General features: G+C 50.3%; 13 protein-coding genes. All 13 read right to left on the bottom strand.

The window, feature by feature from the left end:
• Positions 1–119: 119 nt before the first annotated feature.
• On the bottom strand, positions 120–1,331 hold the full coding sequence (gene chrA / locus H581_RS0114700) for a chromate efflux transporter (protein WP_028610672.1): 1,212 nt from the start codon (positions 1,329–1,331) through the stop codon (positions 120–122).
• A 13-nt stretch (positions 1,332–1,344) separates the two neighbouring features.
• Complete coding sequence (locus H581_RS0114695) at positions 1,345–2,895, bottom strand: ABC-F family ATP-binding cassette domain-containing protein (protein WP_028610671.1); 1,551 nt, start codon at positions 2,893–2,895, stop codon at positions 1,345–1,347.
• A gap of 88 nt (positions 2,896–2,983) precedes the next feature.
• The gene (locus tag H581_RS36450) at positions 2,984–4,612 is read right to left on the bottom strand and encodes a serine/threonine protein kinase (protein WP_156889586.1); all 1,629 of its coding nucleotides are present in this window, start codon (positions 4,610–4,612) and stop codon (positions 2,984–2,986) included.
• A 144-nt stretch (positions 4,613–4,756) separates the two neighbouring features.
• Entirely contained in the window at positions 4,757–5,788 is a 1,032-nt protein-coding gene (locus H581_RS0114685) for a glycoside hydrolase family 88/105 protein (RefSeq protein WP_028610670.1), read from the bottom strand.
• A gap of 33 nt (positions 5,789–5,821) precedes the next feature.
• Complete coding sequence (locus H581_RS0114680; RefSeq protein WP_028610669.1) at positions 5,822–6,658, bottom strand: carbohydrate ABC transporter permease; 837 nt, start codon at positions 6,656–6,658, stop codon at positions 5,822–5,824.
• Between the two features lie 2 nt (positions 6,659–6,660).
• Positions 6,661–7,560 (bottom strand): carbohydrate ABC transporter permease, encoded by a 900-nt coding sequence (locus H581_RS0114675; protein ID WP_028610668.1) that lies wholly within the window; start codon positions 7,558–7,560, stop codon positions 6,661–6,663.
• A 91-nt stretch (positions 7,561–7,651) separates the two neighbouring features.
• Positions 7,652–8,986, bottom strand: coding sequence for an ABC transporter substrate-binding protein (locus H581_RS0114670; protein ID WP_036718631.1), 1,335 nt, complete (start codon positions 8,984–8,986; stop codon positions 7,652–7,654).
• Positions 8,987–9,101: 115 nt separating this feature from the next.
• Complete coding sequence (locus H581_RS0114665) at positions 9,102–10,658, bottom strand: response regulator transcription factor (protein ID WP_028610666.1); 1,557 nt, start codon at positions 10,656–10,658, stop codon at positions 9,102–9,104.
• On the bottom strand, positions 10,651–12,405 hold the full coding sequence (locus tag H581_RS0114660; RefSeq protein WP_028610665.1) for a sensor histidine kinase: 1,755 nt from the start codon (positions 12,403–12,405) through the stop codon (positions 10,651–10,653). The genes H581_RS0114665 and H581_RS0114660 overlap by 8 nt, the downstream gene beginning before the upstream one ends.
• A gap of 177 nt (positions 12,406–12,582) precedes the next feature.
• Positions 12,583–13,599: a 23S rRNA (cytidine(2498)-2'-O)-methyltransferase RlmM gene (locus tag H581_RS0114655; protein WP_028610664.1), complete on the bottom strand. Its 1,017-nt coding sequence runs from the start codon at positions 13,597–13,599 to the stop codon at positions 12,583–12,585.
• A 647-nt stretch (positions 13,600–14,246) separates the two neighbouring features.
• Positions 14,247–14,579, bottom strand: coding sequence for a cyclic-phosphate processing receiver domain-containing protein (locus H581_RS0114645; protein ID WP_028610663.1), 333 nt, complete (start codon positions 14,577–14,579; stop codon positions 14,247–14,249).
• Between the two features lie 39 nt (positions 14,580–14,618).
• Positions 14,619–15,437 (bottom strand): Fpg/Nei family DNA glycosylase, encoded by an 819-nt coding sequence (locus H581_RS0114640; protein WP_028610662.1) that lies wholly within the window; start codon positions 15,435–15,437, stop codon positions 14,619–14,621.
• Positions 15,438–15,477: 40 nt separating this feature from the next.
• Positions 15,478–16,290, bottom strand: coding sequence for a TIGR01457 family HAD-type hydrolase (locus tag H581_RS0114635; RefSeq protein ID WP_028610661.1), 813 nt, complete (start codon positions 16,288–16,290; stop codon positions 15,478–15,480).
• Positions 16,291–16,317 lie beyond the last annotated feature (27 nt).

Below are 16,317 nucleotides of genomic sequence, written 5' to 3'. Positions count from 1 at the left end.
TCCGGTTGTCAATTAATGGTTGAAGTCAAGTATTAGCATTTATTAAAAACCGCCGTTCTTACACAAGAACGGATATTTTCATCATAATGAAGCTGTATCACAAATGCAAGTAAGCCGATCTACAGGATCAGTAGACCGGCAATCGCCGCAAGCAGGACCGCTTGCCACGCAGGACGCTTCCAGAACTGAAGAAAAGCAAACAAAATCAGAACAAACACCAGCTGTTTGGCGGAAGTTACCGTGTCGACAAAAATCGGATCATACAGGGCTGCAAGCAGAATGCCGACGATACCGGCATTCACTCCCATTAAAGCCGATTGGGCGAGCCTGTTCCTCTTCAGTGCCTCCCAGAAAGGAAGAGCTCCTATTACTAGCAGAAACGAAGGCAGAAAAATGGAAAGCAGCGCAATGACGGCATACCCGATTCGCATCGGTCCCGTCTGCATCGCTGCGCCGATGTAAGCCGCAAATGTGAATAACGGACCCGGTACCGCTTGCACCGCACCGTAGCCTGCCATAAATTGATCGCTTGTTAACAGCTGCTGCTCCGAACTTAGCAGCTCTGTTTCCAGCATCGGCAATACGGCATGTCCCCCGCCGAATACGAGTGAGCCTGCTCGGTAGATGCTGTCGATTAAGGATAAAAGAGGGGAGCCGGACCAATAGCTGACGACCGGCAGACCGATAAGGAGCAGGAAAAAAAGAGCAAGCATACTGACGGCAAATCCGCGGCCTATTGCACGCTGACCGTCAACAAACGCCGATTCGCCTTTCGTATCCGTCCCCGGTTTAAAGACAGCAATGCCAATGCCGGCGCATAGAAGAAGCAGTACCAATTGACCCGCCATCGTGGGCCAAAGAATCGCAACGCTTGCGGTGACAAGGACGATTGTCGCACGCAGCCGATCCGGCGCCAACGATCGCGACATGCTCCAAACCGCCTGCGCTACGATCGCTACGGCCGCAAGCTTCAATCCTTGCAGCCAGCCTGCTTCATCTGCGACTAACGATTGCGCGCCATAGGCAAAAGCGATCATCAGCACCGCCGAAGGAAGCGTGAAGCCGATCCACGCGGCAATTGCGCCGATTACGCCTGCCCGCTTCGCGCCAATGGCCATCCCCAGCTGGCTGCTGGCCGGTCCGGGGAGGAATTGGCATAACGCGACTAAATCCGCGAAGTTGCGATCCGTTACCCATTTCCTGCGCGTAACATATTCCTCGCGGAAATAACCTATGTGGGCAATGGGACCGCCAAACGAAGTAAGACCAAGCTTCAACGCGGCCAGAAACACTTCTCCAAGCGCTCTCAGGCCAAACGCTCTTTCAGCCATTATCGGTTCACCCCTAGCTCTGCATGGACCAAGCTTCAACATCCCATATCTTTGAAACCCAATCCTCATAGAATTCCGGCTCGTGTGAGACCAGCACGACCGTCCCTTTGTAAGCTTGAAGGGCGCGTCTCAGCTCGGCCTTCGCCACGACGTCCAGATGGTTGGTCGGCTCATCGAACAAAATCCAGTTGCTCTCGCGCAGCATGAGCTTGCATAGGCGTACCTTCGCTTGCTCTCCCCCGCTCAATTGATTAAGCGAACGCGTGATATGTTCGTTCTTCAGACCGCAGCGCGCAAGCGCGGCCCGTACCTCATGCTGGTTCATGAACGAGAATTCGTTCCAGACATCGTCCAGCGGCGTAAGCGAAGGCGCCTTCGCCTCCTGCTCGAAATAGGCCGGATTTAAGAAGTCGCCAAGATATAATTGCCCTTCCAACGGAGGGATGACGCCTAGAATCGTCTTCAAGAGCGTTGATTTGCCTACACCGTTGCAGCCGACGATCGCTATTTTGTCGCCGCGTTCAATAAGCACATTCATCCTTGGCAGAAGGGGCTTCGAATAACCGATAACCATGCCTTCGGCTTCAAAAACCGTTTTGCCGCTCGTTCTCGACTCTTTAAAGTTAAACGTCGGCTTCGGCGCCTCTTCCGGGCGGTCGATCCGTTCGATCCGGTCCAGCTGCTTCTCCCGGCTCTTCGCGCGACCGGAGGTTGAAGCCCTCGCTTTATTCTTTTGAATAAAGTCTTCCTGCTTCTTAATGTAGTCCTGCTGCTTCTCATAGGCTTCGAGATGCTGCGACTTATTCATGTCCGCCATTTCCAGAAACTTCTCGTAATTAGCGGAATATCGGGTTAGCTTCGCAAATTCCAAGTGGTAAATAACGTCAACCACCTGGTTCATAAAGCCCGTTTCATGCGATATAAGAATAAAGGCGTACGGGTAGTTTTTCAAATAGTTCGTCAGCCAATTGACATGCTCTTCGTCCAAATAGTTCGTAGGCTCGTCAAGCAATAGGACCGTAGGCTTCTCCAGAAGAAGCTTAGCCAATAAGACCTTCGTCCTTTGTCCGCCGCTAAGCGCGGCAACGTCGCGATCCAAGCCGATTGCGCTGAGACCGAGACCGTTGGCCATTTCCTCGACTTTCACATCGATCAGATAGAAATCTCCGATTTCCAGCTCCTCTTGAATTTCCCCCATCCGGATCAGCAGCTGGTCGAGCGTATCCGGATCCGCATCTCCCATCTGCAGTGCGATCTCGTTCAGCTCCTGCTCCAATACGAGCAGCGGAGCGAACGCATCCTTAAGGACATCGCGGATGGTTTTGCCCGTTTCCAGCTTCGTATGCTGGTCCAGGTAACCGTAACGGACGCGGGGCGTCCATTCCGCCTTCCCTTCGTCCTTCAGCAGCTTTCCGGTCAAAATGTTCATCAACGTTGATTTTCCTGTGCCGTTCGCCCCGACAAGTCCGACATGCTCGCCCGCGAGCAGCCGGAAGGAAACATTTTTAAACAAAACGCGATCGCCAAACGTATGTGATAATTGCTCTACTGTTAACAAACTCATGTTATGATTAGCTCCATTCTTGCAACTTCCATACTCAGGCATGAATGCTTATGCCTTATATGCACGCATCATTGTACCATAAATACGTCTATTTTGTGTTAAATTCATTGTAAATCGCAGCCATCAGAGGCTTCATTGCTTGATGCAGCTTTTTTCCTGACTTAGCCGCGCCGGTTAGCCGATCGCCGTTCCAATGAGCATTTAGAATGTCTGCCGATGGCAGATGCGGAATAACGGCCGCCGGCCTGACCGGAAACAACGACAGCCATTCGTTCCGGCCGCGGAAGCTGACGTCCTTGTTGGCGGCCCAGATGAGCGATCTGCCGTTCTGCCTCAGCTCCTGCTGGATGCTTGCAAGCTTCTGCAGCCCGGACGCCTGCCACTTATATACGGCCGGATCGCCTACTGCGAGGACGATTCTAGCTTGAAGCAGCAGCTGCATCGCCTCCGGCTCCCCCCACTTGCCGGACAGGTCAAGCAGCTGTACGGCACTGCCTGATTGGCGCAGCATCTGTTCGAATTTCTGCCCTTCCCCTCCGATGGTCGGGTTTTCCTTGAAGCTCGGCTCTAACGCAAACCAATTCAAGTCAAAATCCCGCTGCTTAAAATGAAAATAACGATCATCAAATGCCGTATTTTCCGGAGCAGCCGCTTTCCGGTTTTGAAATTGACGGGTTAGAAGGGCATGCCACTCGGGCCGCAAGCCGCCGTATTCCGCGGCCGTTACCGATAAACCCGCCTCCGCTAACAAGGATGCCATAGTAAGTGTCAGAAACGTCGCGCCTGCGCCGGGAGCGATCGAAACGACGCAGATCCGAAAGCAGAGATTTGCATGAAAGGAAGGTTTGAGCCTATGCTCCGCAGCGTAATTACATGTCTCCAGGTTCCCGAGCGCCAATTGTTTGAGATCCTCCTCCGCTTCCCCCATCGTTTGATACCTGTTCGAAGGCTTGGCCTGCAGCATTCGCTCAAGTATCGGCTTGAGACCCGGCCGCATGTCCGTCTGCGCTCGCTTAAACTGATCTCTTGCGCTTATACTCCCATCCGGGTGTTGAAAAAGCGCTCCACCCGTAACCATGAAATAAAGCAGCGATCCAAGACCGTATATATCGGTTCTCGCATCGCTCTGGCCGCCTCCGGCTTGCTCCGGCGCCGCAAAGCCTACCGTCCCCAGTTGAACCGTATCCTGCGTCCCGTCCTCCTTGTACAGTCTGGAAATGCCGAAATCAATCAGCTTAACCTCTCCCTTCCCGTCTATCATCACATTGGAAGGCTTCAAATCCCGATGGACGATCGGCGGCGACTGCTGATGCAAATACCGTAAAGCGGAACAAAGCTGCAGACCGATGTATACGATTTGAGAAAAATGAAAGCGCACATAAGATCCGCCGTAATAAGACGAAATCGTCTGACCGTGAAAATAATCCATCACAAGCGCGTCGCAGCCATGCTCCTCCATTCGAAAATAATCGATTAGATGCGGGAGATGAGGATGATTCAGCTTCATGAGCATTTGAGCTTCATCCGTAAAGGCGTGATTGGCGTCCGGCGGCATTCGGGTTATTTTCACGGCTCTAAGCATGCCTCCAAGCTTCAAATCCTCCATCGCATATACCGCACCCATTCCGCCGCGTCCGATCATTCCCGCAACGCGGTAACGCCCCCCGACGATATCGCCTTTATTCAGGATTGGGAAAGGCGAAAATTGACTGTTCATAAGCTCCGCTCCTTTCGAAATAACCAAAAAAGCATCCTGAACCCGCCCGCAACAGCGCAAGCGTTCCCTGGATGCTTTCCCGTTAATGGATATTTAATGCAACATTATCATAAGTCCTTACCAACCGACAACCTTATTTCCCTCTTAAAATACTCTTTTTTTGGACTGGAGCAGCTCTGCCAGGAAAGCTAAAGCAAGCCCTTGTCCCCAGCCTTGAACCCGCTTATGGGCAACATCGCGGTAGCCTTGCAGGTCATTCATCACTGCCGTGCCTGCGGATACGTTCAGAACCGAGCCATCTTCCGTAATTTGACCTAAAATCCCGCTAATCGAGCGTTGGATATATTTGTTATAGAGTGAACCGAATACGAACAAACTAGCGGCTATACCCGCTGAGCCGGATGTTTCGCAATACGAAGTGTCGTCGTTGAGGACCGTATGCCATAGACCGTTATCATCTTGCAGTCGAACAAGCGAGCTGAGCTGATCGCGCATGGAGCCCTCGATAATCATGAAGGACGGGTGCTGCACCGCGATATGAGGCAGTGCTTTCGCCATTGTCAGAGCGGCCCAGGAGTTGCCGCGCGCCCAGAAGATCGAAGACATATGATTTTGCGCGATATTGTCCCAGCCGTGATAATACAAATTGGATACCGGATCCTGCAGGAAATGCTCATGTCCGTGATATTGCTTTAGGCCGTCCTCCAAATAGTCGGTTCGATTGAGCAAATGCCCCATGCGAACGAGGAAATAACCGGCCATCATCATCGTGTCGACCCAAGCCTGCTCCGGAAAATTGTACGTTTCCGAATTGACCGTATGCTGGAAAACGCCATCCGCGAACCGAACCGCATCATGCTTTAAGTATTCCGCCATTTGAATGGCGACGTCTAAATATTTTTGGTCGTCGGTCGCTTTATAAAGAGAGATAAGTGAATGGCCGATCGATACGCCGTTCACGGACAGCTTTGGCAGCCCGTCTTCCAGCTTCTCGTCTACCCATTCCTTTAGCAATTGAATGTAACGCTCGTTGCCCGTTGCTTCATAAGCTTCGGCCACGCCGTAGAAAGCAACGCCGCCAGGCCAATCCCAACTGAAGTCCATTCTAAAAGTACGGTCTACTACACGGTCGATTACGTCACGAATGTGGTTTTCGTCAAATTGAAGCTGCGGCATTTCCATCTTCCTCTCCCTTGAGCTTTCCAAATATTATTTCAACCCGCTTGTACTGATTCCTTCAACGATGTACTTCTGAAATGCGAAGAAAATAGCAAGTACAGGAATCAGACTGACGATCGACATGGCGAACATCGCTCCCCAGTTCGATACCGTATCGCTGTCCAGGAACATCTTCAGGCCCATCGATACCGGATACAAGCTTGGCCGGTTTAAGTAAAGAACCGGTCCGAGCAAATCCTCCCAGCGCCAGTAGAAAGAAAATATGGATGCCGTCGCTAGCGCAGGCACAACCAGCGGCAGAATGATCCGGAAGAACAGCCTGAACTTCCCGCAGCCGTCGATCGTAGCCGCCTCGTCCAGCTCATTCGGGATTGTCCGGATGAACTGGATGAGCAGGAAAATAAAGAACGGAATGCCGAAATATTGCGGAATGACGATCGGCTTAATGGAATTCAACCACTCCAGCTTCGCAAACAAAATATATTGCGGCACCAGCACGACGTCATGCGGAAGCATAAGCGTCACCATCATAATACCGAACCAGAACGTTTTGCCGGCGAAATTCAATCTTGCAAAACCGAAGGCGATGAATGCGGAAGACAATACGGCGCCGATGGTCGACAGTACGACAATTTCAAGCGAGTTCATGATGAAATTTCCGAAAGACTGGCCCGCGATGCCGATCCAGCCGATCTTATAATTCTCCCATATCCACGGCTGCGGAATAAGTGAATCAGCGGTAGCGAATATCAGATTGCTTTGTTTAAACGAGCTCATTAACAACCATAGGACGGGATAAACCATGCCGATTGCCAGCAAGGAAACGAAGATGTGATAAACAGGCCACTTCAGCTTTTTCAACATCATGATTAATGGCCACCTTTCGACTCGTAATGAACCCATTTCTTAGATGTCCAGAACAAGATTCCCGTAAGAATCGCGATAATGATGAGCATAACCCATGCCATCGCGGACGCATAGCCCATATCGAAATAGACGAATGCCTGACGGAATAAATACAAGGAATACAGCAAGGTTCCATCAAGCGGACCGCCTTCTCCTTTGGAAATGATGTAGGCTGGAACAAATGTCATGAACGCCCCGATCGTTTGCATAATCGTGTTGAAAAGGATGATCGGGCTCAGCATAGGCAATGTTATTTTGAAAAAACGCACGATAGGACCTGCTCCGTCCACATTAGACGCTTCGTATAATTCCGGCGGAATGTTTTTCAATCCGGCAAGGAAGATGAGCATAGACGAACCAAACTGCCATACCGACAACGTAATCAACATCCAGAGCGCTGCTACCGGTTCTGCGAACCATCTCACGCTATCTAAACCGAGTACATTCAGGAAATGGTTAATAACTCCCTCATCCCCAAACAGGTTGCGCCACATAATGGATACGGCGACGCTTCCGCCGATAATGGATGGGAGATAATAAACCGTCCGGTATAACCCGATTGCTTTCGAGGCTGTGTTTAATATCATAGCTATAAATAAGGCAAATGCTAAGCGAAGCGGCACTCCGATAAATACATACAGAAATGTTACCTTAAGCGATGCCCAATACTTCGAATCATCCGTGAACATAGACGAATAGTTTTCAAAACCGATAAATGCCGGCGTAGATAATAGATCATAATCCGTAACCGAGAAATATAACGATGCTATCGCGGGAACAAGGGTGAATAATAAAAACCCGATAACGAACGGACCAATGAAGGTGTATCCGATCAAATTATTTTTGAGTGATAGCGATTTCATCTTCTCCAACTCCTATGCGTCGGCTAACGCGCCAAGTATGAAAGAGCGACGGCCGATCTAACGACCAGCCATCGCCTCTGCTCAAACAATTTTACTTGTTTTTCTTAAGAATGGCGGTTGCTTCATCTCTAAATTTCTTAGCAGCCTCTTCCGGCTTGATTTTGTTGTAATTCATTTGCTCAGCCAAGCTTGTAAGCGATTTAAATACTTCAGCGGAACCGATCGGATCGGCTGGATCCATTGGCGAGCTGTTCGCTTCTGCCCAAGCTACATAGTCGTACACTTGAATTTGAGCCTCAGTGGAAACCTCTTTCAAAGCTTCTTTTACTTTAGCGGAGACCGGAACGCCGCGGTCGCCCAAGATCAATTTGTTTGCTTCGATATCGTTGACGAAGAAGCTGATAAACTTAGCCGCTTCTTCCTTCGCTTTCGAGTTCTCCGAAACGGAGAAGAACATGCTTGGCTTCAAGAATAAACCCTTTTCCATATTAGGACCCGTCATCGGAGCGATCGCCATCGGACGGTTAGCAACCTGCTGCAAGCCAACGTATTGATTGGACCATTGCCATACGCCGATCCCTTGATTGAGCACAAGATGGCTGTCTTCAGCGCCCTTAATTTGAGCCAGTACATCCGGTGCCGGAGCCGCGCCGTCGATAACCAGCTTAGCCAGCATGCCGAAGAAATCAGTGAACATTTGATCGTCTTCATAGCCAAGGCCATTGCCTTCCGCATTAAACAGGGTTTTGCCTAGAGTACGAAGGTAATATCCGAAGAATACTTCCGCCCGCATGCCGCTATCGAAGTATAGGCCAGCCGCTTTGGCTTTGCCTGCCATCTCAACGTAGTTGTCCCAAGTCCAGTTTTCAGGAATGGAATCGATGCCTGCTTTCTTAAGAAGAGTCGGATCATAATTCAATCCCAGCGCATTTACGCCAAGGTTGATGCCGTACAGCTTATCGCCCAGCTTGCCGCCGTCGATCGCATTTTGCGAAATGTCGGTAACGTCGATCTGATTGTTCAGATATGGCGATAAATCGGCCAGTTGATTTCTGCCTGCGTATTGCGAGTAGTTTTGCGTATCGATTTGAATGATGTCCGGCAGCTCATTCGCAGCCGCTTGCGGAGCCAGCTTCTTCCAATAATCGTCATAGTTCGCATATTCCATCTCGATGGTGACATGCGGATTTTTTTCCTTGTACATTTCGATAACTTTCATCGTGTAATCGTGACGAGGCTGTCCGCCCCACCAGGCGATTCGCAGGGTGACCGGCTTAGCTTCCGCCGTTTCGTCTGTCCCATCCGTCGCCTCTGTTCCCGAGTTTGTGTTATTCGCTGCATTGTTCGAGTTCCCGCCGCCGCAAGCGCTTACGAGAACGAGAGCGAAAGCCATAAGCAGTAAAAGCATTTTTTTCCGTGCTTTCATTGTGTTACGCCCCTTCCAGACTCTTTAATGTTGTTTACAAGTTTATTATAGGCGGATTGTCGAAACGTAGGAATTCAAAAAACCGCTTTCTTTGTTAAAAAAACAGAGGTCGCCATTATGGCGACCTTCTGTACTCGGACGGCGTGCAGCCTGTATATTTTTTGAATACTTGGCTGAAATACTGCGGATTGTCTCCAAAACCAAGCTTCTCCGCCAGCTCAAACACCTTCACGTCTCCGGTCTTCTCGATCTCTTCCATCGCCTTATCCATCCGAAGCTTCACCACGTAATTCGAAAACTTGTCGCCTGTTTCTTTCTTAAACAGCTTGCCTAAATAATCCGCGTTCATATAAAGAATTTCACTTGCCACCCAGCCGAGCGACAGGTCCGGATTGCCAAGCTGCTCCCGGGCGATTCCGAGCATCTTCTGAATAATCGTGGAATGCTTCCGCGTTTGGGAGCGATAATTGTTCAAACAAATCTGCTCCGCGTTTTCCGTGACGAACTGTTCAATCATCCTCAGCGTATGAAATTGGTCAAAGCTTGCGATTTTTTTGACATAATCATTAATTTCCTCGGGATTTCCCTGGCGTACGATCGAGATATATAACGGGATGACATAAGATTTGGATAAGTTCGTATCCATCCGGCTGTCTGCCAGCAGATTAAAATAGTTCTGAAGCTCCGCCTGCACAAAAGCCCAATCTCCTGACTTGACATGCATGCAGAGCAGCTCTTCATCGTAGATAAACGGCTTAAGGTCCGTCTCTTCTTCCCGGTCGATGTCCTTCTTCGTAATAATGCTGCCTTCACCCAAATAATACTGGTAGTTTAAGCACTCCAGCGTTTCGCGGTACATCTTGCGCGCCTCGATGATTTGGCCGGCGTCGCTGAGTGCGACCGTCGCATCCATTTTATAATAAGCCGTAAAGGTTTGTTTAATTTCAATCAACCGGGCGAATAAAGTCTCCGTTTCATCCATCGCCTTAATGAGCAACAGGACATGCTTGCCGATCGTTGTGCCGAGCAGGACGATGGATTTGCCGAGAACATCCTGCGCTATGTTTTTGATCGCGAACATATGCTCGAACTCGAAGGCTCCTTCAATTTGAAAGAGCAGCAGCCGCACCCGATCATTATCGACCTTGATCCGGAACATTTGGCCGTAATCATCCCACTCGCGCTGCCCGTAAGTCTTATTCGTGACGAGCTCCTTCAAAAACTGTTCCTTTGCGTGGGGGAGCACCTTCGATAATTCCGTTTGGATGTTCTGCATGAAGGTTTCCTGCGTCTGCTGCTTCTCCAGATCGCCTATGATCTCGCTCATTGCCTGCGTAATCGTATTTTCATTGCAGGGCTTCAACAAATAATGCTTGACGCCGAATTGCATCGCCGTGCGGGCATAGTCAAACTCGCTGAAGCCGGATAATAGAATAAATGCGATATGCGGAAATTGTTCATGTACTTTTTCAACCAGCTGCAAGCCGTTCATTCCCGGCATTTTGATATCGGAGATTACGATGTCCGGCAGATGAGTTTCAATAAAGGACAACGCTTCGATCCCGTTACGGGCCGTTCCGACTAATTCGGTATTGAAAGCTTGCCAGTCCACCGTGCGGGATATGCCTTCAACGATAATTCTCTCGTCATCGACCAGCAGCACCTTATACATGGAAATCCCTCTTTTCATAAGGAAGCATCAAGATCACCTTCGTCCCTTCGTTAGGCGCGCTTTCGACGGATAAACCATAGGCTTCGCCATACAGCAGCTTGATACGGTCCTCGATATTTTTAAGTCCTAGCCCGGATCCTTTTGTTTTCACCTGTCCGCCCAGCAACTGCTCGACGAACGAGATCTCCATCCCCGGACCGTTATCCTGTACCGTAATGAATAACAACTCTTGATCCGTATAAGCATGAATTTTTATCGAACAAGTGTCAATCATTTGCTCCAACCCGTAATTAATCGCATTCTCGACGAGCGGCTGCAGGGACAGCTTAGGAATTCGGCAAGTCAGAAGCATATCCGGAACATCGATGTGGAAGTCAAGCCTCTCCTCAAAGCGGTACTTCTGGATCGTGACGTAATGGCCGATAATCTCCAGCTCTTGGGATATCGGAATGAGCGGTTCCTTCTGATTGATGGACGTTCTAAGCAGCGAGCCGAGCGCTTCGACCATCTGTGAAATATGCGTCTGGTTACTCAGCTTGGCCGACCAATTGATCGATTCCAGCGTATTGTACAAAAAGTGCGGGTTGATTTGAGCCTGCAGCGCCTTGAACTCCGTATCGCGGATCGTGAGCTGCTTCACGTAGTTCTCATGAATGAGCTCGTTAATTCGCTCCACCATAATCCTGAAATTCCGGTGCATTTGCCCCGCCTCGTCCATCGCCAGCGCCCGGTCGCCCGGCTCGTCCGCATAGTCGAAGTTGCCGAGCTGAACCTTTTTCATTTTTGCATTCAGCCGTTCGATCGGTTCCGTTATGCCGTTCGCGAAGCCGACCGCTACTAATAAAATCGCGACAAACAGTACGATAAAAATGATGATAATCGTATTCTTCACCTTCACGACCCGGTCAAATATACTGTCGAACGGAATGAGCGTGAAGTAAGTCCACTCCGTTTTGGTTGACGCCATGTACGTGACGAAATACTTTTTTCCGTCCGTGCTGATGATTTCATAACCTTCTCTGCCGGTAATCTCGTTAAGCCGTTCGATCGGAAATTCCGAAGCTTCAGGGTAGATCGCTTGCTTGTCCTCCATGATGATGAGCCGGGCGTCGTTGCTGTTCATCCCTTTGGCAAAATCGCTGAAGAGCTTATTCATATCGATCCGCAGCGCCAACGTTCCGATATTATCCAACTTGAGCTGCTGGAACGAACGAACCTCGCGTGCGGCGATGAGCGATTGATCTTTGCCGCCTGGCGCAATCCACGTCATGCCGCCCTGGTTAACGGCCGTCATCGTTTTGAATTGATTTAAGCGTTCCATGCTGACCGTGATCGAATTCGCGCCAACGGCATATTCGTTATCATTCACGTCATAGAGCTGTGACGACAGCACATATTTATCCAACGCTCCGATATTGACCATTCGTTCCTGAACCGTTGTTCGCACGACATAATTATCGTAATCGGATAGTCCGCTTTTAATCGACCGCAAATAATGCTGGATCGTCGGATCGGTCGCGAGCATGAAGGTGAGCTTCTCCATCTTCTTCAATTCGTTCTCGATGTTCAGCGTGGACAAACGAAGCGCTTTGGACGATTGCTGATAAATTTCCTGATCGTAGAAATCGAAAGTATATCGCTGGACAACGATGCCAAGCACCGCGACTACCAGCATGATAACGGAAATAAGGACGAACATTTTGTGCTTGATTCGCAAATTCATATAAAGCGCTTTCAGGTTTGACATGGCAAAACTCCCCTCTCTGTATAAGCGCAGGTATACGAGAAATCGACGGATGAGCTTGGATAGAAAAGATCGCCCTCATGAAAGGCCGTAATCAAGGGTAATCGTATGACCGAAATGATGATTTACCCGGAAACGGGCTTGTGCCGTAGGAACGGCACAGTACCGAGATGCGTTTCCTCATTTTTTTTGAAGGTACAACGTTATTTCTTCGCGATTATGGAACAGCTGCTTTGCTTTCTGCAGCACGAATTCCGTCGACAATCGGGAGATGACATCACGTATCGTCTGCAGCGGCTTGCGGTGCATCAGCTTGACGGTGATAATGGCAGTCGCGTCCTTCGTCAGGGCCGGCTCTAGATCGAGAACAAGCTTGCACATCAGCATCGGACTCCAGCTCATATCGCAGACGAGCAGATCGAAAGTGCCAGGTTCTAATTTCACCTCGGAAGCGTTCCGCTTCAGATAAGTTAACGTAGGATAAGCCATTAATGACGGATGCAGCTCCGCGGGATCGATTGCGGTAACCCGCAGACCCCGCTCGAGCAGCAGCGAAGTCCAACCGCCGGGAGCAGCCCCGACATCCAGCGCATGCCGATGCTTCGCGTATTGTAGTCCAAATTCCCTTTCCGCCTCCAAAAGCTTAAATTTGGCACGGGATATTTGACCTTCCTCCCGCTGAAACCGAATGGCGCCGCCCGGCCAGTCAGACAGCATGTCCTTCGGCGAACCAAAACCGACGTATAGCTCATTAACTGCAGCATAAATAGCAATAATCGTCTCCGGCTGTTGAACGACAGGCTCTGAACCGAGCTCTTCAAGCACCGCATCCAGGACGGCCTTCGTATCGGCGGCGGAGTAAAGATATTCTGTTTTGGATGTGCGGCGAACATGTACGGCCGTCCGTTTATTCTCGAACGCAAGCACCGCATTTCGCACCATACCGGACAGCTGCTCTAAATCATTGGCATTTCCGGCAATTTCTATCGTCCGATCGACCGGCTGTATATGCCGCAAAAAAATCGGCTCCTGCTGCCGGATCGCCTGCAGCGTCTCCTCCCGCCCCAGCGGGCTGCTTATCAGGAACACTTCCCCCGCCGCAAGCTGCGTGAAGGACGCGCCGTCTAACAGCCGCCGCAGTTCCTCTATCGCATATGGTGCATAACCTTGATTAGCCGTACCGATCCATTGTGTCACTTTTTATGCCTCTTTCATTGTGATTTAACGACCAAAACCCTTCAAAGGCGCTTCGAACCCACCCAAACCCTCCCTTCCAAGGGAGGGCCCCAAGGACTGCGTTCCTCTGGACACACCTGCAATTGTACTAACGCCGGATTTGCTGTGACGGTTGTAAGCTTCGTTTGGTGAATAATCGCTTTCGTCCCTGCGGGACACCCTTTACTTTTGGAGGGATCTTACGAGCTTCGTTCGATGTATGATCGCTTTCGTCCCTGCGGGACACGCTTTACTTTTGGTGCGCCGAGGTATGTCCCGATCGATTAATCTCATCATTTGATACTAATCTGACCTTGAGCCGCTGTTGGATGGGTTTAATTGCATGTTCTGAACTTAAATACGATCTTTGTCGTCTACAAAGCAAAAATAAGGCCGATCGTTTAATTATTGGTTACTATTTGAGGTTCTTTCTATTTGTTCCCCGTTTAGTTTCATTAAATAACATTATTCTCCCTGTCTTATGAGGGCTTGTCCGGTTTCACGCCGCAACACCGTTAACCTTGGCTCCTTCGCTGGCCTTCATAGAAATCACCTGCTCAGAGGGTTTGGCCACGTTAAAGAGCTCACAATGTGAGCTCGCTTAGCCTTGCGTTACCCGGCTGCCACCGCTAAAGTTCGGCTATCGTATGAATAACAGCGTCCGGCATGGGGCCGTTATGGAGTTTAATATGGGAGGGCGCGTTGGTTGCGAGCAAATGATACATTTGCATGCGGCCGGCGATACTGGAGGTGTGCAGGTAGATTTGCTCCGGGTAACGCCCGGTCTCCACCATGTGAAGCACCACTTCGTAGCCGGTCGGCTGAGCCCAGCCCAGGTCGTAATCCAGTGACAGGATGCCGATCTCTTCGATATCCAGCAGCCGTTTGCATTCCTCCGCGCTCAGAGCCGGCACGAATCCTTTCGGACAGGCGCGATAATCGTCTAAGTAAACGTGAATCATGAATGAAGCCTCCATTCCAATGATGGATTTAAAGCTTGCTTATTCATTGATTGTCTGGAAGCCGGGACTGAAAAACGCTTTCCGGCCGGAAACCTCCATTCTCTCAATCACTGCGCCGGTTTGGCTGCAAAGCTGGCCTTCCCGATTGTGCACCTGAAGATGGGGGGCATATCCGCCCGTCAAGCTGTCGCCCTCTGCAAAAGGATGCTCCCCGATACCGCCTAATGAAATCGCTTCCTTTAGTACTTTATGCATCGAATGATACAGCCGTGCCCAGTTATCACGATCCAGCAACGGAACTTTTGCGTCCGGCCGAATCGCTGCGTCGAAGCAGATTTCATCCGAGTACACGGAGCCGATACCTGTGATGACATGCGGGTCCATTAGTGCGGACTTTATGGATCCGCGCTTTTTGGCAAAACGATCCATAAACTTCTCAACTGTCAACCGTTTGTCGAACGGGTCAGGGCCAAGGGCGCCTAATAACGCTTCAACCTCTTTCACCGTTAGCAGCTGCATATCGCCTGCGCGCATTCCGACGAAATATAAGATCCGCTCGCCAAAATAAAGCTTGACCTGCGCCGTCCGGCCTGGCCGATCTTCTTCATTCCCGGCATATAAGTAAGCGCCTTGACCAAATTGCGCAAGGAGCCGTTTGCCGTTATCCAAATGAAACAACAAATGCTTGCCGCGGCGCTCGATAAACCATACGCTCTTCATAACGGCGTCGCGCTCCAGCTGTTCCTTGCCCGCTTGCAATACCTTCTCGTTGACGACCTCGATACCGGTCATTTGAGCCCCGGCGAATCGCTCGGTCAGCATATCCCGAATTACTTCCAACTCCGGCAGTTCCTGCATGAAAGCTCTCTTCCTTCCTATAGCCTTCGTTTTCTCTCTACTATATCTCCCTGTGGTCAGATATATACGAACGAAGCTCTTCTAAATGATTGCAGACCACATCGGGCTTACAGCCGGCCTGCTCCATATAATAATCGATGTTTTGAGCGGTGGTGAGACCGGTTAGCACGAGCAGCGTTCCGCAGCCGGCAGCTTCGCCGAAAGCGATGTCCGTTGCCAGGTTATCGCCGATTACCCATGCTTCTTCTGCGGCAAGTCCAATGCTCTTCAATGTATATTCCATCAAAATTGGCGAAGGTTTGCCGATCAATACGGGCTCCTTGCCGCCGGCCGCCTTCAGCATCGCTCCGATTGAACCTGCCCCGGGAATCAGACCGTCACCCGAAGGGATCAGCAAATCCGGATTTGTTAACACGTACTGCGCTCCGCCGTGAATATAACGAACGGCCTTGGTCAACCTTTCGTAGGTGAGCTTCCGGTCAATGCCCTGCAGGACAAAATCCGGCTGTTCATCCGTTAACGTTAAGCCGGCTTCCCGGGCAGCGCTTGTCAGCCCCGACTCGCCTACAACAAATACGGATGCGCCTGGACGGATTCCGGAAATATATCCGGCCGCAGCTTGAGCAGAAGTGCACACCTCTTCGGCTGCCGCCGGGATTCCCATCTTCAAAAGCCGTTCCGCTACATCCTCCGGCGATGCCGCCGAATTATTCGTTACGAATCGAAACGGAAGCTTGGTATCGCGTAAATACGAGATCAGTTTATCCGCACCGTCGATCATATGTGTACCGTGATATAAGGTGCCGTCCAGATCTATTAATAAACCGTGCATTTTAGGCCGATTATCCGTCATAGATGCACCTCCCTCGCAAGCATAACG

Origin of the sequence: Paenibacillus harenae DSM 16969 (assembly GCF_000422465.1) — a bacterium.
GTDB classification, from domain to species: Bacteria; Bacillota; Bacilli; order Paenibacillales; family Paenibacillaceae; genus Pristimantibacillus; species Pristimantibacillus harenae.
This window is presented reverse-complemented; position numbering and strand designations above follow the sequence as displayed.

Coding starts and splice junctions, on each gene's coding strand:
- chrA (WP_028610672.1), bottom strand. CDS start 1,331: ATGGCTGAAAGAGCGTTTGGCCTGAGAGCGCTTGGAGAAGTGTTTCTG.
- H581_RS0114695 (WP_028610671.1), bottom strand. CDS start 2,895: ATGAGTTTGTTAACAGTAGAGCAATTATCACATACGTTTGGCGATCGC.
- H581_RS36450 (WP_156889586.1), bottom strand. CDS start 4,612: ATGAACAGTCAATTTTCGCCTTTCCCAATCCTGAATAAAGGCGATATC.
- H581_RS0114685 (WP_028610670.1), bottom strand. CDS start 5,788: ATGCCGCAGCTTCAATTTGACGAAAACCACATTCGTGACGTAATCGAC.
- H581_RS0114680 (WP_028610669.1), bottom strand. CDS start 6,658: ATGATGTTGAAAAAGCTGAAGTGGCCTGTTTATCACATCTTCGTTTCC.
- H581_RS0114675 (WP_028610668.1), bottom strand. CDS start 7,560: ATGAAATCGCTATCACTCAAAAATAATTTGATCGGATACACCTTCATT.
- H581_RS0114670 (WP_036718631.1), bottom strand. CDS start 8,986: ATGAAAGCACGGAAAAAAATGCTTTTACTGCTTATGGCTTTCGCTCTC.
- H581_RS0114665 (WP_028610666.1), bottom strand. CDS start 10,658: ATGTATAAGGTGCTGCTGGTCGATGACGAGAGAATTATCGTTGAAGGC.
- H581_RS0114660 (WP_028610665.1), bottom strand. CDS start 12,405: ATGTCAAACCTGAAAGCGCTTTATATGAATTTGCGAATCAAGCACAAA.
- H581_RS0114645 (WP_028610663.1), bottom strand. CDS start 14,579: ATGATTCACGTTTACTTAGACGATTATCGCGCCTGTCCGAAAGGATTC.
- H581_RS0114640 (WP_028610662.1), bottom strand. CDS start 15,437: ATGCAGGAACTGCCGGAGTTGGAAGTAATTCGGGATATGCTGACCGAG.
- H581_RS0114635 (WP_028610661.1), bottom strand. CDS start 16,290: ATGACGGATAATCGGCCTAAAATGCACGGTTTATTAATAGATCTGGAC.